At 66.9% G+C, this 18,056-nt stretch carries 20 protein-coding genes and 1 pseudogene; 12 read left to right on the forward strand and 9 right to left on the reverse strand.

The features are described 5' to 3' along the window. The first annotated feature begins 227 nt into the window (after positions 1-227). Together NRB20_RS31990 and NRB20_RS31995 are read left to right on the forward strand one after the other, a co-directional pair. Entirely contained in the window at positions 228-443 is a 216-nt protein-coding gene (locus NRB20_RS31990) for a hypothetical protein (RefSeq protein ID WP_153415146.1), read from the forward strand. 97 nt (positions 444-540) lie between these two features. Beyond that, on the forward strand, positions 541-1,344 hold the full coding sequence (locus NRB20_RS31995; protein WP_319945665.1) for a biotin--[acetyl-CoA-carboxylase] ligase: 804 nt from the start codon (positions 541-543) through the stop codon (positions 1,342-1,344). 15 nt (positions 1,345-1,359) lie between these two features. Here NRB20_RS31995 and NRB20_RS32000 read toward each other — a convergent pair whose 3' ends face one another. Beyond that, positions 1,360-2,310, reverse strand: a complete 951-nt coding sequence (locus tag NRB20_RS32000; protein WP_153415148.1) for an acyl-ACP desaturase — start codon at positions 2,308-2,310, stop codon at positions 1,360-1,362. Positions 2,311-2,582: 272 nt separating this feature from the next. Between NRB20_RS32000 and NRB20_RS32005 the strand changes: the two genes are divergently transcribed. From NRB20_RS32005 to NRB20_RS32015, 3 genes are read left to right on the forward strand one after another with little or no spacing between them, the layout of a single operon-like run. Further along, positions 2,583-3,140, forward strand: coding sequence for a PH domain-containing protein (locus NRB20_RS32005; protein ID WP_153415149.1), 558 nt, complete (start codon positions 2,583-2,585; stop codon positions 3,138-3,140). Positions 3,141-3,181: 41 nt separating this feature from the next. Beyond that, a complete protein-coding gene (locus NRB20_RS32010) occupies positions 3,182-3,859 on the forward strand; it encodes a response regulator transcription factor (protein WP_067886009.1) in 678 nt (225 codons plus the stop codon). A 6-nt stretch (positions 3,860-3,865) separates the two neighbouring features. Beyond that, on the forward strand, positions 3,866-5,176 hold the full coding sequence (locus NRB20_RS32015; RefSeq protein WP_153415150.1) for a sensor histidine kinase: 1,311 nt from the start codon (positions 3,866-3,868) through the stop codon (positions 5,174-5,176). Positions 5,177-5,664: 488 nt separating this feature from the next. Here NRB20_RS32015 and NRB20_RS32020 read toward each other — a convergent pair whose 3' ends face one another. Further along, positions 5,665-6,213: a GtrA family protein gene (locus NRB20_RS32020; protein ID WP_319945666.1), complete on the reverse strand. Its 549-nt coding sequence runs from the start codon at positions 6,211-6,213 to the stop codon at positions 5,665-5,667. A 64-nt stretch (positions 6,214-6,277) separates the two neighbouring features. Between NRB20_RS32020 and NRB20_RS32025 the strand changes: the two genes are divergently transcribed. Continuing rightward, entirely contained in the window at positions 6,278-7,504 is a 1,227-nt protein-coding gene (locus NRB20_RS32025; RefSeq protein ID WP_153415151.1) for a 5-(carboxyamino)imidazole ribonucleotide synthase, read from the forward strand. Continuing rightward, positions 7,494-8,030, forward strand: a complete 537-nt coding sequence (gene purE / locus NRB20_RS32030) for a 5-(carboxyamino)imidazole ribonucleotide mutase (RefSeq protein ID WP_153415152.1) — start codon at positions 7,494-7,496, stop codon at positions 8,028-8,030. The genes NRB20_RS32025 and purE overlap by 11 nt, the downstream gene beginning before the upstream one ends. Positions 8,031-8,113: 83 nt before the next feature. Here the strand turns inward: purE and NRB20_RS32035 are convergent, their stop codons facing one another. Together NRB20_RS32035 and NRB20_RS32040 are read right to left on the reverse strand one after the other, a co-directional pair. Further along, positions 8,114-8,680 (reverse strand): PIN domain-containing protein, encoded by a 567-nt coding sequence (locus tag NRB20_RS32035; RefSeq protein ID WP_153415153.1) that lies wholly within the window; start codon positions 8,678-8,680, stop codon positions 8,114-8,116. After that, positions 8,680-9,138, reverse strand: coding sequence for an excisionase family DNA-binding protein (locus NRB20_RS32040; RefSeq protein ID WP_153415154.1), 459 nt, complete (start codon positions 9,136-9,138; stop codon positions 8,680-8,682). Before NRB20_RS32040 ends, NRB20_RS32035 begins: the two co-directional genes overlap by 1 nt. Before the next feature lie 110 nt (positions 9,139-9,248). Between NRB20_RS32040 and NRB20_RS32045 the strand changes: the two genes are divergently transcribed. From NRB20_RS32045 to NRB20_RS32055, 3 genes are all read left to right on the forward strand, one after another. Further along, positions 9,249-9,923 (forward strand): TetR family transcriptional regulator, encoded by a 675-nt coding sequence (locus tag NRB20_RS32045; protein WP_319945667.1) that lies wholly within the window; start codon positions 9,249-9,251, stop codon positions 9,921-9,923. A gap of 166 nt (positions 9,924-10,089) precedes the next feature. Further along, the gene (locus tag NRB20_RS32050; protein ID WP_153415156.1) at positions 10,090-11,247 is read left to right on the forward strand and encodes an acyl-CoA dehydrogenase; all 1,158 of its coding nucleotides are present in this window, start codon (positions 10,090-10,092) and stop codon (positions 11,245-11,247) included. 291 nt (positions 11,248-11,538) lie between these two features. Continuing rightward, positions 11,539-11,844 (forward strand): hypothetical protein, encoded by a 306-nt coding sequence (locus NRB20_RS32055; RefSeq protein WP_153415157.1) that lies wholly within the window; start codon positions 11,539-11,541, stop codon positions 11,842-11,844. A 17-nt stretch (positions 11,845-11,861) separates the two neighbouring features. Here the strand turns inward: NRB20_RS32055 and NRB20_RS32060 are convergent, their stop codons facing one another. Both NRB20_RS32060 and NRB20_RS32065 read right to left on the reverse strand, forming a co-directional pair. Continuing rightward, positions 11,862-12,152, reverse strand: coding sequence for a GNAT family N-acetyltransferase (locus NRB20_RS32060; RefSeq protein ID WP_153415158.1), 291 nt, complete (start codon positions 12,150-12,152; stop codon positions 11,862-11,864). A 60-nt stretch (positions 12,153-12,212) separates the two neighbouring features. Continuing rightward, positions 12,213-13,571, reverse strand: a complete 1,359-nt coding sequence (locus NRB20_RS32065) for an FAD-binding oxidoreductase (protein WP_319945668.1) — start codon at positions 13,569-13,571, stop codon at positions 12,213-12,215. A 78-nt stretch (positions 13,572-13,649) separates the two neighbouring features. Here NRB20_RS32065 and NRB20_RS32070 point away from each other — a divergent pair, with 78 nt between their 5' ends. Further along, a complete protein-coding gene (locus NRB20_RS32070) occupies positions 13,650-13,970 on the forward strand; it encodes a GroES family chaperonin (RefSeq protein ID WP_153415159.1) in 321 nt (106 codons plus the stop codon). Between the two features lie 357 nt (positions 13,971-14,327). Here the strand turns inward: NRB20_RS32070 and NRB20_RS32075 are convergent, their stop codons facing one another. The 3 genes from NRB20_RS32075 to NRB20_RS38615 are packed head-to-tail and all read right to left on the reverse strand — an operon-like array spanning position 14,328 to position 16,277. Further along, positions 14,328-14,987, reverse strand: a complete 660-nt coding sequence (locus NRB20_RS32075; protein ID WP_153415160.1) for a Type 1 glutamine amidotransferase-like domain-containing protein — start codon at positions 14,985-14,987, stop codon at positions 14,328-14,330. 4 nt (positions 14,988-14,991) lie between these two features. Next, complete coding sequence (locus NRB20_RS32080; protein ID WP_153415161.1) at positions 14,992-15,804, reverse strand: maleylpyruvate isomerase family mycothiol-dependent enzyme; 813 nt, start codon at positions 15,802-15,804, stop codon at positions 14,992-14,994. After that, positions 15,801-16,277 (reverse strand): HIT family protein, encoded by a 477-nt coding sequence (locus tag NRB20_RS38615; RefSeq protein ID WP_319945669.1) that lies wholly within the window; start codon positions 16,275-16,277, stop codon positions 15,801-15,803. Before NRB20_RS38615 ends, NRB20_RS32080 begins: the two co-directional genes overlap by 4 nt. 365 nt (positions 16,278-16,642) lie before the next feature. On the opposite strand from NRB20_RS38615, the pseudogene NRB20_RS32090 reads away from it, so the two are divergent. Then, a pseudogene (locus NRB20_RS32090) lies at positions 16,643-17,689 on the forward strand (NAD(P) transhydrogenase subunit alpha); the annotation flags it as partial. Positions 17,690-18,056: the final 367 nt, after the last annotated feature.

The raw sequence follows: 18,056 nt of genomic DNA on the forward strand, positions 1-18,056 counted from the left end.
CTCGGTCCATCGAAATAAGCTGCGCGACAACGTAACAGCGGCTTCCGATGGTGAGCCGATCAGCGTTGTCCACACCGCGTCCGGGCAACCTGCCGGCATGCGTTGTCGCCCAGCGGGTTACGGGTGCGTGATCGCCGCGCTGTCCCGGTTGCCCGGAAAATCACTGTCTTGTGCCGAATATCCGCGCTACGGTAGTGATCTGAATCCGAGCTGAGGGGAGGCACGGTATGTGGGAGTGGAGCAGAACCGTCACCGAGAGGGCCGTCGCGGCGGGATGGATCGGTCGGGGCGTGCGGGAGCCGCAGCCGACGATCCTGGACCCGGAGCCGTGGGCCGAGGCGCAGGAACAGCGGGAGCAGCCGGGCGAGCGTTCCGGCGATCACCGAGACGGCGACATGTTCGCCGGGGCATCCGCGATGAGCAGCTATTGCCTCGCAGGCTGAGCCGATGAGCGCCGAGGGCGTCGCATCCATCGTGGATGCGACGCCCTCGCCGCGTCCGGACGCGTTCGCGCGCCGGGGCCGGTGTAGCCTGCCAGACGTGCACAGGCCCCCCTTGGACATCGCTGAGCTGCGACGGAGCATTGCCGAATCACCGGATCCGGCGTTCTTCTCACGGATCGACGTGGTCGAGTCGACCGGATCCACCAACGCCGATCTGGTCGCGCGGGCCGCCGACCCGGCGGCGGATGGGCACGTGCTGCTCGCCGAGGCCCAGGAGCGCGGGCGGGGACGTCACGACCGGGTGTGGTCGAGTCCGCCGCGGGCGCAACTGGCATTGTCGATGCTGGTCCGTCCGGCCGGTATCGCCCCGGCCGCACTGGGCTGGCTGCCGCTGCTGACCGGGGTGGCGGTGGTGGACGCGGTGCGCGAGGCGACCGGACTGAACGCGAATCTCAAGTGGCCCAACGACATTCTCATCGAGGGCCGCAAGGTCTCGGGCATCCTGGCCGAGGTCGCCTCCCCGGGGGCCGCGCCCGCGGTGGTGATCGGCGTCGGGCTGAATGTCAGTCTGACGCAAGAGGAATTGCCCGTTCCGCACGCCACGTCGCTGACGCTGTCCGGCGCGGACGAGGTCGATCGTACCGCGCTGACGCTGTCGATCCTGCGGCAGTTCGCCGCGCGGTTCACCGCGTGGCGCGACGCGCGGTGGGACACGATGGATCTGGCGCGGCGGTACCGCGCACGCTGCATCACCCTCGGTGCCGAGGTGCGAGCCGAATTGCCCGGCGGCGAAGTACTTCTCGGCATCGCGACCGATGTGGACGAGGTCGGTCGCCTGCTCATCGGGAACCGGGCGGTCTCGGCGGGCGACGTCACCCACCTGCGCCCGGTCGAACAGTAGTCGCCGGCGCGACGGCTACACCGTCACCAACGCCCGCGCCGCCTCCCGCGCCAGCAGCCGATCGCGCTGTTCCTCGAACTTGCGCACATCGCTCTCCTGCTTGGTCAGATAGGCCGCGAGCTGCTCGCGTGCCTGCTCACCGCGCGGCCCGAAATCGTTGCGCTCGAAGATCCGCCACTGCTTGAGCACCGGCAACACCACTTCCTCGTGATGCTGGCGCAGGTCGTAGATGCCGTGCTTGGCCATCATCGCGCCGTTGCGGCGGAAGTTGGGCATCCCGTAGCCGGGCATGGTGAAGTTGGTGAGCACCTTGACAATCGCCTCGATCTGCTGATCCGGCACCAGGTCCAGCGCCGCCGCGCACAATGTGCGGTAGAAGATCATGTGCAGGTTCTCGTCCAGGGCCACCCGCTGCAACATGCGATCGGCGATCGGATCGTCGCAGACCTTGCCCGTATTGCGGTGTGAGACACGGGTTGCCAGCTCCTGGAAGGTCACATAGGCGACATTGTCCAGGAACCCGCCCCAGTCGTCGGGGGAGTGCGCGCCGTTGGTCATGTGGATCATCCGAGCCTGTTCCAGCGCAACGGGATCCACCGCGCGGGTGACCACCAGGTAGTCGCGGATGACGATGCCGTGCCGGTTCTCCTCGGCGGTCCAGCGCCCGACCCAGGTGCCCCAGGCCCCATCCTGCGAGAAGTTCTCGGCGATCTCGCGGTGATAGGACGGCAGGTTGTCCTCGGTGAGCAGGTTGGTGATCATCGCGACCCTGCCGACCTCGCCGAGCCCGGATTGCGAAGGGTCCCAATCCTGTCCGCCCATCGCCGCGAAGTTGCGGCCCAGATCCCACGGCACGTAATCGTGCGGGTGCCACTCCTTGGCCATCGACAGATGCCGGTTCAGGTTCTGTTCGGCCACCGGCTCGAGTTCGGTGAGGATCTCCAGCTGGGTCAAATCCTTGGTCAACACACGCCTCCGCTGTCGCAAATCGGAACCTACGGAAATCGGACAGATATCTCAGTGCTGCGGTAACTGCTGTCGCGGTGATGCTGGTACTGCGGATGTTTCGGTACTGATGCTCGGCCGCCGCTGATCTCGTGGGGCACTGCCGATTTCTCGCCGAGCGCGGCTCCGGTCGGACCGGTGCGGTGCAACTGCCCTGCGCAACCCCGCGGCAACTGCTGTGGTGCGCGTCGGCTGCCGGTTATTCTCGCACGATCGCGCGGTAGGGTCATTTCATGGGTTATCCGGAGGGGTTGCTCGCGCCGGACGAGCGCTTGCTGTTGCATCGTCATCCGCATTGGAAGATGTTGTTCTGGCCCGCGGTCACCTTCATCGTGGCGACCGCGCTGGCCGGATTCGCGGGCGGCCTGGCCTGGCGGCACGTGCAGGACACCGCGCGCACGGTGGTGCTGCTCGCCATCGCGGCGGTCTGGGCGGTGCTGGTGCTGTGGCGCGGCGCCGGACCGGTGATCCGTTGGGGGTCAACGCATTTCATCATCACCGATCGCCGGGTGCTGGTGCGTGAGGGGGTCTTCACCCATACCGGTATCGATATCCCGATGAACCGCATCGCCAGTGTTCAGTTCCGGCACAGGCTTTTCGAGCGGCTGCTCGGGACCGGGACGTTGATCCTGGACGCCGCGTCGGGGGATCCGCTGGAGTACCACGACATTCCCGAGGTCGAGCACGTGCACGCGCTGCTGTATCACGAGGTCTTCGACAGCACCCGGGATTCGCGTCCGGACCGGCAGCCCGGCCCGGATTCCCAGCGCGGACAGCGGGACTACCGTTGATCGGTGCGTGGCCCGGTGTGTCACCAACGTAGTCTGGTCACGTGACCGCCGTATTGCTCGCCGAAGACGACGAGGCCATCGCAGCCCCGCTGTCCCGGGCGCTGGGACGCGAGGGTTATTCGGTGACCGTGGAAAGTTTCGGCCCGGCCGTCCTCGAGCGTGCCCTGCACGGTGAGCACGATCTGCTGATCCTGGATCTGGGCCTGCCCGGTATGGACGGGCTCGAGGTCTGCCGCCAGGTCCGCGCCAGCGGGGCGGATCTCGCGGTGCTGATGCTCACCGCCCGCACCGACGAGGTCGACTTCGTCGTCGGCCTGGACGCCGGCGCCGACGACTACGTCGGCAAACCGTTCCGCCTCGCCGAACTGCTGGCCCGGGTGCGAGCGTTGTTGCGGCGCAGCGGAATCGGTGACGAGGCCGTGGAGATCGGCGGTATCCGGCTGGAACCGCAGGCCCGGCGCGTCATGGTCAACGGCCACGAGGTGAATCTGGCCAACAAGGAGTACGAGCTGCTCAAGGTGCTGATCGACCGGGCCGGCCAGGTGGTGCCGCGCGAGGCGATCCTGCGCGAGGTGTGGGGCGACGCGGATCTGCGCGGCTCCAAGACGCTCGACATGCACATGTCCTGGCTGCGTCGCAAGATCGGCGACGAGGGGCCGGTGGCCGAGCGGCGCATCGTCACAGTCCGGGGCGTCGGCTTCCGGTTCAACACCGACTGATCGCCGATGCGGCGCAGAATTCTGCGGTCCATGCTGGCCGCGCTGCTGCTCACCACGGTGGTGCTGGGTATCCCGCTGGCCTTCACGGCCTGGCAGTGGGTGGCCGACATCAACCGCAACGACCTGATGGCCCGGCTGGATCGGATGGCGCAGGAGGTGCGCGGGCAGGAGCTGGCGGACGGGCTGGTGCACGGCACCCTGGATCTGCATCTGGTGCAGGCGCTGATTCCGGAGGGCGGCAAGCTCACGATCATCTACCCGACCCCCGAGGACGCGGCGCTGAGCGTCACCGCGGGCGTGCCGACCGTCGAGGATCCGGTGGCGCAGTCGCTGTCGATGGGCACCTCGGGGTCGCTGCGGCTGGAGGTGCCCGCGGAGCGGATGCACGAGATGCAGTGGCAGGCCGTGGCCGCGGTGGGTCTGGTGGCGTTGGCCTCGCTGGCTGCGGGCGTCGCGGTGGCGGTGGTGACCGCACGTCGGGTGGCCGATCCGCTGCGGGATGTGGCGGGCCGGGCCGCGCGCCTGGCGATGGGCGATTTCCGGTTGGAGGCCCGGCGGCACGGCATCACCGAACTAGATCGGGTCTCCGATGTGCTCGATTCGGCCGCGGTCGAGATCGCGGGTCGGTTGCAGCGCGAACATACGCTGGTCGCGGACGTCTCCCATCAGCTGCGCAGCCGCCTGACCGCGGTGCGGCTGCGTCTGGACGAGCTGTCCGCGCACGACGACCCGGACGTGGTGCACGAGGCCGAGGAGGCGATGGCCCAGGTCGACCGGCTCACCTCCGCCATCGATGAGCTGGTGCGGGCCTCGCGCGACGAGAACGCCGCCGACCGGGATCCGGTGCCGGTGGTGGAGGAATTGCGCGGGGTGGTGGCCGAGTGGCGGCATCCGTTCGCCGACGCCGGACGCCGGTTGATCCTGTCGGGTGATCCGACATTGCGCGCGCCGGTGACCGGTTCGCGGCTGCGGGAGGCGCTCGCGGTGCTGGTGGACAACGCCCTGATGCACGGTGCGGGCGATTGCACGGTGTCGGTGCGCACGGTCTACGGCGGGCCGGATCGGGAGCCGCTGATCGCGGTCGAGGTGGCCGACGAGGGCGACGGCGTCAGCGACGATCTGGCCCCGCACATCTTCGACCGCGGTTTCTCCGGTGCCGGATCGACCGGCGTGGGGTTGGCGCTGGCGCGGGCGTTGATCGAGGCGGACGGGGGACGGTTGGAGTTGCAGCGGCGGCGTCCGGCGTTGTTCGCGGTGTTCCTGGGGAAGCCGACGCGGGCGCGCACGACGATCGGGGTAGCGGGCGAGCCACGCTGAGCTGTATTTTTGGCTGTATTTTTGGCCTCCGCTTCGCTCCGGCGGGTTTTCGGCGCCCGTGTGGCTCGTCGTTCACCCCTCGAGACTCGGCCTTCGGCCATGCGCTTCGAGGGCTGAACGACGAGCCGCGCCGAAAACCTTTGGGGTTGGGCTTGTTGAGCCTTTCGCTTCGCGGGCAACTCCCGGCCGGACAGAGACGGTTCGCCGCTGGGTGCGTTGGTGGTTGCGTTGGGTTGGCTCGGTGGCTTGCTGGCTCGCGCCGAAAACCTTTGGAGTGTGCTTGCTGAGCCTTCGCTTCGCGGGCAACTTCCAGCCGGACGGAGACGGTTCGCCGCTGGGTGCGTTGGGCTGGCTCGGTGGCTCGCGCCGAAAACCCTTGGGGTTGGGCTTGCTGAGCCTTTCGCTTCGCGGGCGATTTCCAGCGGGACGGAGACGGTTCGCCGCTGGGCGCGTTACGAGGTGGTCGGGTTGTGTTGGGGGCCCTGCGGTTAGTGCGGGGTTTCGGTGTTGCGCTCTTCTTCGTAGAGTTCCTCGAATTCGTCTACGAGGGCGTCGATTTCGTCGGGGAAGACCCAGCGCTTCATGGTCCAATATCGGAACGCCATCTGCAGGAGGTTGCCGATGATGAAGGCGCTGACGAAGTCGGAGATGTTTTCGGTGGTGAGGCTCACATTCGGGACGCGTAGGCCGAACCAGTAGCTCGAGATCCACAGCGGAATATTGCTCAGCAGTACACCGATGCCGCTGACCACGAAGAACAGCAGCGCCTCGTGATGACGTTCGCGGCCGCCGCGGCCCTTGAACGACCATTCCCGGTTCAGGATGTAGGACGCGATGACCGCGATCACACCGGAGATGATCTTGGCGGTGACCGGTTTGGGCGAGAGCACCGTCAGCTTCAAGGCATAGAAAATGCCGCTGTCGATGATGAAAGTGGTCGCTCCGACAATGGCGAACTTGATCAGTTCGTTATGACGGATTGCAAGGTCCCGCAGCGTTTTGGGCAGGACGCTGACCACATTGTCGACGATTGACACGGGACGAGTCTACGTCCGCCCCGACGCGGGCAACCAACCCGCACGTATTTACCGGGACCGGGCCATGACAACATTGTGGCTCGTGACGTCCCGTTCTTTCGACAATTCGGGCATGCCGACCGTGACCATGATCGGTGGCGGCCAGCTTGCTCGCATGACGCATCAGGCCGCCGTGGCGCTCGGGCAGCGCCTGCGCGTGCTGGCCGAGCGTCCCGACGAACCCGCCGCCCAGGTGACCCCCGAGGTGGTGCTGGGTTCGCACACGGACCTCGCGGCCCTGCGCAAGGCCGCGGTCGGTTCGCACGCGCTGACCTTCGACCACGAGCATGTGCCGACCGAACATCTCGAGGCGCTGGTCGCCGAGGGTGTGAACGTGCAGCCGCCGCCGAGTGCGCTGATCTTCGCGCAGGACAAGCTTGCGATGCGCACCCGGCTGGCCGAGTTCGGCGCGCCGGTTCCGGCGTTCACGGCGGTGGAGTCGGCGGCCGACGCGGTCGGTTTCGGTGACGAGCACGGCTGGCCGGTGGTGCTCAAGGCGGTGCGCGGCGGGTACGACGGTCGCGGGGTGTGGATGATCGACGACGCCGAGCAGGCCGCCACGATCGCCGGGGAACAGCTGGCGCACGGGGTGCCGCTGCTGGCCGAGCAGAAGGTGGAGTTGCGCCGGGAGTTGTCGGCGATGGTCGCGCGCTCGCCGTTCGGGCAGGCCGCGGTGTGGCCGGTGGTGGAGACCGTGCAGCGGGACGGGCAGTGCGCGGTGGTGATCGCGCCCGCGCCGGAGCTGCCGGAGGAACTCGCCGCGCAGGCGCAGTCGCTGGCGTTGCGCCTGGCTGCCGAGCTGGGTGTGACGGGCGTGATGGCGGTGGAGCTGTTCGAGACACACGACGGTGAGCTGCTGGTGAACGAGCTGGCGATGCGGCCGCACAATTCCGGGCACTGGGGGATGGACGGCGCGGTCACCGGTCAGTTCGAACAGCATCTGCGCGCGGTGCTGGACTATCCGCTCGGCGACACCACCCCGCTCGCGCCGGTGACGGTGATGGCGAACATCCTGGGTGCGCTCGAAGCCCCGGAGATGTCGATGGACGAGCGCCTGCACCACCTGTTCGCGCGCCTGCCCGAGGCGCGAGTTCACTTGTACGGCAAGGGCGAACGCCCGCACCGCAAGATCGGGCACGTGAATATTCTCGGCGACGACGTCGCGCTGGTACGGGAGAAGGCCGAGCGTGCGGCGCACTGGATGTCGCACGCCGAATGGACCGATGGATGGGATCCCCACGATGAGCACTGAGCAACCGAATCCCGTGCGGGACAACGCTTCCGGTCCGGAGGTCGGCCTGATCATGGGCAGCGACTCGGACTGGCCCACCATGCAGGCCGCGGCGGAAGCGTTGGCGGAGTTCGACATTCGCTTCGAGGTCGGCGTCGTCTCGGCCCACCGCACCCCCCAGCGCATGCTCGACTACGCCCGCGACGCCGCCTCCCGCGGCCTGCGCGTCATCATCGCCGGCGCGGGCGGCGCGGCCCACCTCCCCGGCATGGTCGCCGCGGCCACCCCCCTCCCGGTCATCGGCGTCCCCGTCCCCTTGAAATACCTCGACGGCATGGACTCCCTGCTGTCCATCGTCCAGATGCCCGCCGGCGTCCCCGTCGCCACCGTCTCCATCGGCGGCGCCCGCAACGCGGGCCTGCTGGCGGTCCGCATCCTCGCCACCACCGACCCCACCCTCCGCACCCGCATGGAACAGTTCCAAGCCGGCCTGGAAACCATGGTCCTGGAAAAAGACGCAGCCCTGCGCACCCGCCTCCTGGGCTGACCCACTCGGCGGAACGGCCTCACGCCTCGAGGTCGCGTGTCATCGATGCGCGACCTCGCTGGGCCAACTACGAAACAGGTTGTTCAACAACCGATTCGACGGTCCCGAAGAGCGGCGACGGCTTCGACCAGCCCTGCCCGCTCGAGTGCGTCCAATACGTCCTGCACTGTTTCGGGCGGATTCCTGCGCGAGTCCGCAATCTGTTGCACGCACGCCCAGACGATCCTGTCGTCGAGAGCGATCTGATCCAGGACGAAGTCGTCCGGGCTCTTGGCTTCGATGTTCCACGAGGCGAGATATTCTGCTGGGAAGTCCGACAGGTTCGCCGTCACGATGATCTGGGCGTGTGCCTTGATGGCAGCCGCCAGGACATGCCTGTCGTCCTGATCGGGAAGTTTCAACCCATCGATCAAGGGCTCGTATCCGTTGATCAGGCAATCGGGGACTGCATCGATGATCAGGCTTCGGAGCCGAAAGAGCTTCGCATCGGGTATGTCCGGGCGTTTGGCTGCCAGATTGCTCAGCATCTCGTCGAGGATCCGATGGGTCCATCTGGCCTGCACGACGCCCGATCGGGCAAGTCGAATCAGCATGTCTCGCACGGCATTGCCGTAGAGAACGTTGGCGTCGTATACGACGACGAAGGCCATCAGATCCCGAGTTCCTGACCGAGGGTTGTCAGTTCGTCCGCTGCGGCACGACTCTTGGCCTCGTGTTGTCGCTGGTAGAGCTTCAGGTCGTCGAAGCGAATCCGGCGGTGCCGACCGACGAGGCGAAACGGGATATCGCCGGTCTCGAGCAGGCCGACGACGTACGGGCGGGACACGTTGAGCATGTCGGCGGCTTGCTGTGTGGTCAGCTCGGCATGCGAGGGAACGACCGTTACGCCGCGGCCGTCCGCCGCCTGGGCCAGGATGAACGCGAGCAGGCTCACCGCCTCGCGTGGCAGGACGAGAGCATCGGTGCTGTCTATCTCCCTGGTGGCGGGGATGGTTTCCGCGTCCGGGTGGCGCATGAGGTAGTCCTTGATCCGGCGCAGGGCGCGTGCGGCGACCTCGGCGTCGATAGCGCCGGGTTCCGTGCGCTTGACTGCGGACGTCACGCCCATTGAGACCTCCTCGGGGTGTGTCAAGTATTTGAAGTATACGCAATAATCGAAACATTCGAAACGGCCTGATGTGGGCTCGCTGTCGAGACGAAGCTCGCTACGGTTGGGGCGTGTCCAGTGACGATGTGAGCAGTGCGCGGTCCGACGACGTTGCCCGGTTTCGGTTGGCGGTGGTGGATCAGGCGTTGCGGTTGTTCGCGGACAAGGGGTACGAGTCGACGACGGTGGACGAGATCGCCGAGGCGGCGGGGATTTCGCGGCGGACGTTCTTCCGGCAGTTCCGGTCGAAGGAGGATGTCGTATTCGCGGACCACGAGGCACAATTGGCGCGGGCGCGGGCGTATCTGGATGCGGCGCAGGGGGATCCGTGGGACGCGGTGTGCGAGGCGGTGGTGGGGGTGTTCGAAGGATTTACTCGCACAAGGGAATTGGCCGCGCGCCGGTATCGGGTGGTGCGGCAGGTGCCGGCGTTGCGGGATCGGGAGATCGTGACGGTGTTCCGGTACGAGCGGCTGTTCACCGACTATCTGCGCAGCGCGCTGCCGCGCACGCCGGATCTGGCGCTGATCCAGTTCACCGCGGCGGTCACCGCGACGCACAACTATCTGCTGCGGCGGATGGTGCGCGGGGAGTCCGACGGCGGGGTGGCGGATCTGCGCGCCGCGCTGGCGGGTATCGGCCGGGGGCGCGCGACGTCCGGGGAGATGGTCGTCGCGGTGTTCCCGCGCGACATGCCGCCCGCCCAGGTGACCGAATTCCTCGGTAGACGGCTCGGTAATCTGTGATAACCATCACGTTCAGGTGTTGACACTCAGTGCCAGGCGCGATGGCGAGTATCGCGGAATGTCAGCGTGAAATGGCGACGTATACTCGGTCACGACTGGCACTGAGTGCCGACATGCTGAAAATTCGCGGACCCAGGTGATCCGACCCGACGACCAGGAGAGACCCATGGCGGGCAATCCCGATTTCGACCTGTTCAAGCTCGACGACGTCCACGACGAACTGCGGGCGGCCATCCGCAGCCTGGCGGAGAAGGAAATCGCCCCGCACGCCAAGGACGTCGACGAACATTCCCGCTTCCCGCAGGAGGCCCTGGACGCGCTCAACGCCGCCGGATTCAACGCCGTGCACGTCCCCGACGCCTTCGGCGGCCAGGGCGCGGACTCGGTCGCGACCTGCATCGTGATCGAGGAGGTCGCCCGGGTCTGCGGTTCGTCCTCGCTGATCCCCGCGGTGAACAAGCTGGGCACCATGGGCCTGATCCTCAAGGGCTCCGACGAGCTGAAATCCAAGGTGCTCCCCGACATCGTGAACGGCCGGATGGCCTCCTACGCGCTGTCCGAGCGCGAGGCCGGATCCGACGCGGCCGGTATGCGCACCCGCGCCAAGCGCGACGGCGACGACTGGATCATCAACGGCTCCAAGTGCTGGATCACCAACGGCGGCAAGTCCAGCTGGTACACCGTGATGGCGGTGACCGACCCGGACAAGGGCGCCAACGGCATCTCCGCGTTCATGGTGCACATCGATGACGAGGGCTTCGTCGTCGGCCCGCTCGAGCACAAGCTCGGCATCAAGGGATCGCCCACTGCCGAACTGTATTTCGAGAACTGCCGCATCCCCGCGGACCGGATGATCGGCGCGGAGGGCACCGGTTTCAAGACCGCGCTCGAGACCCTCGACCACACCCGCCCCACCATCGGCGCGCAGGCGGTCGGCATCGCGCAGGGCGCGCTGGACGCCGCGATCGCATATACCAAGGACCGCAAGCAGTTCGGCAAGGCCATCGCCGATTTCCAGAACACCCAGTTCATGCTCGCGGACATGGCGATGAAGGTGGAAGCGGCCCGCCTGATGGTCTACACCTCCGCCGCGCGCGCCGAGCGTGGCGAGAAGAACCTCGGCTTCATCTCCGCTGCCGCAAAGTGTTTCGCGTCCGACGTGGCGATGGAGGTGACCACCAACGCCGTGCAGTTGTTCGGCGGCGCGGGCTACACCACCGACTTCCCCGTCGAGCGGATGATGCGCGACGCCAAGATCACCCAGATCTACGAGGGCACCAACCAGATTCAGCGCCTCGTTATGTCCCGCGCCATCTTGAGGTAGCTGTGTCTTTGGCCTCCGCTTCGCTCCGGCGGGTTCGCGGCCCCCTGAGGCTCACCGATGAGCCCCGTGTCGGGCACTCGTTCCTCGCACCCGCCACGCGTCTCATCGGCAAGCCGGGCCGCGAACTTTGCTGCTGGTGTTGATCGGTTGCCATTGCTTCGCTCTGCGGGAGAACATGATTCGGCCGACCTGTCGAGGTCGGCCGAATCTGTTCTTGCAGACGTAAATACAGTCGCAATCGTGCGAATTCAGGTCTATCGAATGTGGCGCGCACGGAGCACTATAAGGGGCATGGCCGGAGTCGAGATCAACGACAAGTTCGTCCGGCGCACGTTGGACAACGGCCGGATCGAAGAGGTGCTGTGGGGTGACCTGTCGGAGGTTCGGGTCATCACCACGGCGGACGGACCCTTCGCCGAGGCGATGTTCTTCGTGCTCATCGGGACGAAGGGAAATGGGTGTGTGGTGCCGCGCTCGGCAGCCGATACGGGATTCCTGGTGCGGCTGCGCTCGTTACCGGGCTTCGACAACCGGCGGGTGAACCAGGCCATCGACACCACTCTCGACCGTCAGTTCTCGGTGTGGCGGCGTAATTAAGGTCCGCGCCCGGGAAGTCAGTCGACGAGACCGGCGTATTCGCGGTGATCGGCGATGAACTTCTCGACGTACCAGCAGGTGGGGATGACCGAGAACCCGGCATCGCGGGCATCGTTCAACGCGTATTCGACCACCTGCGCGGCCACGCCGCGGCCGCGGAATTCGGGGAACGTCAGGGTGTGCTGGAAATCGCGCGTCCGGCGCTCGCCGTCGACGTGCTCGCTGTAGTCGGCGTATCCGGCGAGGGTGTCGTCGAGGTAGATCTCGTAGCGGGTGTCGGCGACATTGTGCTCGAACCTGGTGGTCATATGCGGTGAAACTCCTCGGGACGGTGAGTTTGTTCCTTCGATACCCAGGATCGGCCCGGTTTACAACACCGCGCCGGGATTCAGAATGCCGTGCGGGTCCAGCGCGTCCTTGATGCGGCGGGTCAGATCCATCACCTCGGGGCCGACCTGATCGGGCAGCCACGCCTTCTTCAACCGCCCCACCCCGTGCTCGCCGGTGATGGTGCCGCCCAGGGCGATGGCCAGTGCCATGATCTCGCCGAACGCCTGATGCGCGCGGGCGGTCTCGTCGGCGTCGCTCGGATCGTGCACGATCAGCGGATGGGTGTTGCCGTCCCCGGCGTGCGCGATCACCGACACCAGAACCGCACGGCGCGTGGCGATCTCGGCGATTCCGGTGACGAGTTCGCCCAGTCGCGGCAGCGGCACCCCGACATCCTCGAGCAGCAGTGTGCCCCGGCGTTCCACGGCCGGGATGGCGAAACGTCGTGCGGCGGTGAACGCCTCGCCCTCCTCGGGGTCCTCGGTGCTGAAAACCTCTGTGGCTCCGGACTTCTCGCAGGCTTCGACCATGATCGCGGCCTCGGCGGCGGCGTGCTCGCCGGGTGCGTCGGAGCGGGCCACCAGCATGCCCGCCGCGGTCCGGTCCAGGCCCATCCGCAGTTCGTCCTCGACGGCGTTGATGGCCACCGCGTCCATGAATTCCAGCATCGAGGGCCGCAGCCGGCCGGTGATCGCGAGGATCGCCGCGGTGGCCGTCTCGATCGTGGAAAACGTTGCCACCACGGTACTTTGGGGTGTCTGCGCGGGCAGCAGCCGCAATGTCACCTCGGTGATGATGCCGAGGGTGCCCTCGCTGCCGACGAACAGCTTGGTCAGCGACAGCCCGGCCGAATCCTTCAGCCGCGGCCCGCCCAGCCGGACCACGGTCCCGTCGGCCAGCACCACTTCCATACCGAGCACGTAATCGGTGGTGACGCCGTACTTCACGCAGCACAGGCCGCCCGCGTTGGTGGCCGCGTTACCGCCGATCGAGCAGATCTCGAAGGAGGACGGATCCGGCGGATACCACAGCCCGTGCTTCGCGACCGCGCGTTTGACCTCGGCGTTCAGCAGCCCCGGCTGCGCGACCGCGGTTCGGGTGACCGGATCCACGGTGATCTCCCGCATCCGCTCGGTACTCAGCAGCAGCGCCCTGTCCTGCGCGGTGGCCCCGCCGGACAGCCCGGTCCCCGCACCCCGCGGCACCACCGGCACCCGATGCCGATGCGCCCAGCGCAGCACGGTCGAGACCTGTTCGGTGGTGGTGGGACGAACCAGCGCCAGGGGCGTCCCGGCGTCGGGATCCAGGGCCCGATCCTGGCGATATCCGGCCAAAATATCCGGATCTGTCACAAGTGCGCCAGCGGGTAGGTGCTCGGCGAGCGATTTCACGTCCACACCCTGAAACTACGTGGTTCGCGCACTCCTGTGGACCGAGGTGCGCGGCCGGGTGTCGCGCTTTCATACAATTCCGTAATGCCCGATCCGAAGCTCGAAATCCAGATGTTGCACGACAGGGTCATCGTGCGCGAAGCCCAGGAAGCCGGGGAGCGGCGCAGCAGCGGCGGCATCCTCATCCCCGCCACCGCCCAGGTGGCCAAGCGCCTGACCTGGGGTGAGGTGTGCGGCGTCGGCTCGCATGTGCGCAGTGTCGAGGTCGGGGACCGGGTGCTTTACAGCGCCGAGGATCAGTTCGAGGTCGAGATCCAGGGGCAGGCGTACACGGTCATGCGGGAGCGCGATCTGCACGCGGTCGCCAACGATCGCACCGAACACGGCACCGGGCTGTACCTGTAGGTCACGCGGAGTCGCTCGTGTACCGACTCGTGAGTGGGTCATTGAGTTCGAGAGGTACGTGCGGTGTTTCGGTCAGCGGGATTCGGTTGACGAACCCGCTGTGTCGGTTCTCGGCGAGCCCATGGTCCTCGGGCAAGCACATATCGCCGCCCGCGTAGGCGACCTGTGCGTGGTCGCCCCCGCCTCACGGTGACGGTGAACGGCTGATCGCGCCAGGTCAGCTTCATCTTTCGGCACGTAGGCGAGCAGATGCGCCGGGCCCGAGTGACCGAGTCCCGTCGAGTGCGGAGGATCTGCCCGTGGTACTCGACGATGATCGCGCCGTGCAGGGCTGGTAGCTCGACCGTCTCGGGAATCTCACGGCCCGTCGTCGTGGCGTAGCAGCGCTTCGACGTTCTCGCCGTCGACTATCACGGCGTCGTCGTCGGTGAGGGCCCAGTGTGGGATGTGGTCGGCGCGGAAGCGGGCGGCCAGGGCGGTGCAGACGCCGTCGGGGTCGGTGTCTGGGGAGTCGACGTGCGGGACGATGGGGCGGTCGATCAATCCCAGTCCGTCCCAACGGGGTTCGATGCCGCAGGCGGGCAGGACCTCGGCAGGGTCGTCGGCGGATTCCAGGCCGTGCAGGTCGGGGGCGAGCAGGCAGGCTCCGGCGCTGTAGCCGGCGTAGGCCAGGGCGTCCTCGGCCAGTAGATCGCGCAGGACGAGATCGGCTCCGCTGCGGGCGAATTGGGCGCGCAGGACGAAGGTGTTGCCGCCGCGGACCCAGATCAGGGGGTATCGCCGCAGCGTTTTCTCCAATTCGACCGTGCGGCCGAGGTATTCGCGCAGGTCCAGGATTTCAGGCTGGAATCCGGCGCGGCGCAGCGGAACTCGATCGCTGGCGACCGCACCGGCCCAGGCCGCGGGCCAGGCGTCGCAGGCGTTCGGGATGATGACGACCGGGCCGGGATCGCCCACCAGCGCGGCGAATCGGTCGTAGTGTGCCCCGAATCTGTAGCTGGACAGGAAAAGTCGCATCGGCTCAGATGGTGAAGCGGAGTGTGTCGACCACGCGACGTCCCAACTCGGTATCGCCGGTAATGATGATCTCGTCCGAATGCGCTGCGGCCGTGGTCCTTCCGGCACGCAACCGCGCGAACAGGCCGGACGGCATCTCGATGCGCACGGTCGCCGGGCCGTCGAGCTCCTCGACCTGATTCGCCCGGCCGTCCACCACCAGATGCAGCTGCCGGGTGATCGGTCCGGTCAGCACGACGCTGATGCGCGAACCGTCCGGCGCGTGCGCACCCTTGACCACCGCGCGTCCGAGCGTCGGGGTGAGCTCGTCGAAGGCGATCTCGGCCCGCGGCCCGTCCTCGGGCACGGTGACGCCCAGCGCGTCGGCGATATCGAGCTCGTGCATCCAGCAGTCGAACAGCCGGACTTGCATGAACCGGCCGTACGGCACGACGCCGACGGGCGACATCGACGGGTTCTCCCACTGCTCGGCCGTGAACTCGGCCAGCGCCTTGCGGCGGCGATCGGTGATCTCGGTGAACTTCGCCAGCAACTCGGCGCCGCTGAGCGGGCGCAACGATTCGATCCACGCCTCGTTCAACGCGCCGATCTCGTTGTGCACGTGCGGTGCCCCGGTGATCGCGGGATCGGCGGTCGGATTGGGCTCACCGAGCAGGATGGATTCGATGCCGACCAGATGGGCCAGCACATCGAAGACGGTCCAGCCGGGCAGCGGAGACGGTGTGCGCCACTGCTTTTCGTCGATATCGGCGACCAGACGGGTCAGCGCGTCCCACTCCTGGGACAGGGCCGCGGTCAGGGTGTCGCGGTCGGTCATGCGTGTTTCTCCTCGTCGGTGACATCGGATTCCTCGATGTCGAGCCGGTCCAATCCGGTGCGGATGGCCGCGGCGGTGGTGGCGGGGTCGGGTTGGTTGCCGACCCGGCCGCGGAACAGCATTCCGGTGGCGAAGGATCGGATGTCGCCGGTGTGTCGGGGGACCACGTGCAGGTGTACGTGGTGCACGGTCTGGAACGCCGACTTTCCGTCGTTCAGAATGAGATTCGCGCCGTCGGCCCCGAGTGTGCTGCGCCGCAACGCTTTTGCCATGCGGTGCCCGAGCGCGAACAGCCGGGCGCCCAGCGCGGCGTCGAGATCGTCCAGGTTGGTGGCGTGGCGTTTGGGGATCACCAGCAGGTGGCCGCGGGTGATGGGCCGGATGTCGAGGAACGCGCACAGCGCGTCGTCCTCGTGGACCTTCGTCGCCGGAGCCGTGCCCGCGACGATTCCGCAGAATATGCAGCCGCTCACAGTCTCGACATTACGGCGTACGAAGCTCGCGGGACACCCCTGGGCGACTTTGTGCGGGTCAGTGCGGGTGGCGACGGGCGCGGTCGGCTTCGGGCCCAGCGCATTCCGGGATCCGGGTGAACCGGCAAGGCGTGTGAGATTGATCTCGGTTACGCTCACCGCCGAGTCGGTACAGTTGTGCGATCGAAAACTTACCCATGGGTAAGTTTCGGTGCCGAAAGAACGTCTCGAGGCTCCGCACGAACCGTGGGGCCGGCTACCGTCACGAGTAAGGATGTTGACCAGTGGAGACAACGCAGAGCGGAGTCGACGCAGCGCCACCCGGTGATGATGGGAGCGCATCACAGCGTACACGTGTTGGTGTCGTGCGTGAGGTGATTCCTGGTGAGCGTCGGGTTGCGTTGGTGCCGAAGATTGTTGCGGGTTTGGTGAAGCAGGGTGTCCAGGTTGTGGTGGAGGCTGGTGCCGGGCGGGGGGCGTTGATTCCGGATGCCGCGTTCGTGGAGGCTGGTGCGGTGGTGGGGGATCCGTGGTCCGCGGAGGTGGTGGTGAAGGTCGCTCCGCCTTCGGATGTGGAGATCGGGAAGTTGTCGGCGGGGCAGACGGTGATCGGGTTCCTGGCTCCGCGTAATGCCGATAACAAGATCGGTGCGTTGCGGGATGCGGGTGTGCGGGCGTTTGCGGTGGAAGCGATTCCGCGTATCTCTCGCGCCCAAGTCATGGACGCGTTGTCTTCGCAGGCGAATGTGTCGGGGTATAAGGCGGTGTTGGTGGCGGCGTCGGAGTCGACGCGGTTTTTTCCGATGTTGACCACTGCGGCTGGGACGGTGAAACCGGCGACGGTGTTGGTGCTGGGTGTGGGTGTGGCGGGGTTGCAGGCGTTGGCGACCGCGAAGCGGCTGGGTGGTCGTACCACTGGGTATGACGTGCGTCCCGAGGTGGCTGATCAGGTGCGGTCGGTGGGTGCGCAGTGGCTGGATCTGGGGATCGACGCCGCGGGTGAGGGCGGCTATGCCCGGGAGTTGACCGAGGCCGAGAAAGAGCGGCAGCAGCAGGCGTTGGAGGATGCGATCAAGGGTTTCGATGTGGTGATCACGACGGCGTTGGTGCCGGGTCGTCCCGCGCCGCGTTTGGTGACCGCTGGGGCGGTGGAGGGGATGCGTGCGGGTAGTGTGATCGTGGATCTGGCGGGGGAGACCGGCGGCAACTGCGAGCTCACCACACCTGGGGAAACTGTTGTGGTGCATGATGTCACGATCGCGTCGCCGTTGAATCTGCCTGCGACGATGCCCGAGCATGCGAGTGAGTTGTATGCGAAGAATATTGCCGCGTTGCTGGAGTTGATGTTGGTCGACGGGAAGTTGGCACCGGATTTCAGTGATCAGGTGCTGGCGGATTCGTGTGTGACACGTGTCCCGGAGCCTGAGGCGGAATCTGCTGCGGCTGTTGCTGATCCAGCCGCTGTGTCGGGGTCTGCCGAGGCGCGCGCAGCGGGATCGGCTGTCGCGGCCGCGGATTCGAGTGATTTCGGTGAGTCGGGTGCGGGGACTGTCGCGGCTGCGGCGGAATCGGATGTGGAATCTGCTGCGGCTGTTGCTGATCCGGCCGCTGTGCCGGAGCCTCCCGCGGCTGACGCAGCGGGATCGGCTGTGGTTGAGACGGACTCGAGTGATTCCGGTGAGTCGGGTGCGGGGACTGTCCCGGACGTGGCGGAATCTGCTGGGGCTGGTGCTGATCCGGCCGCTACGCTGGAGTCTGCTGAGGCCGATGCATCGGAAT

The sequence above is a fragment of the Nocardia macrotermitis genome (genome assembly GCF_009604405.1).
Lineage (GTDB): Bacteria > Actinomycetota > Actinomycetes > Mycobacteriales > Mycobacteriaceae > Nocardia > Nocardia macrotermitis.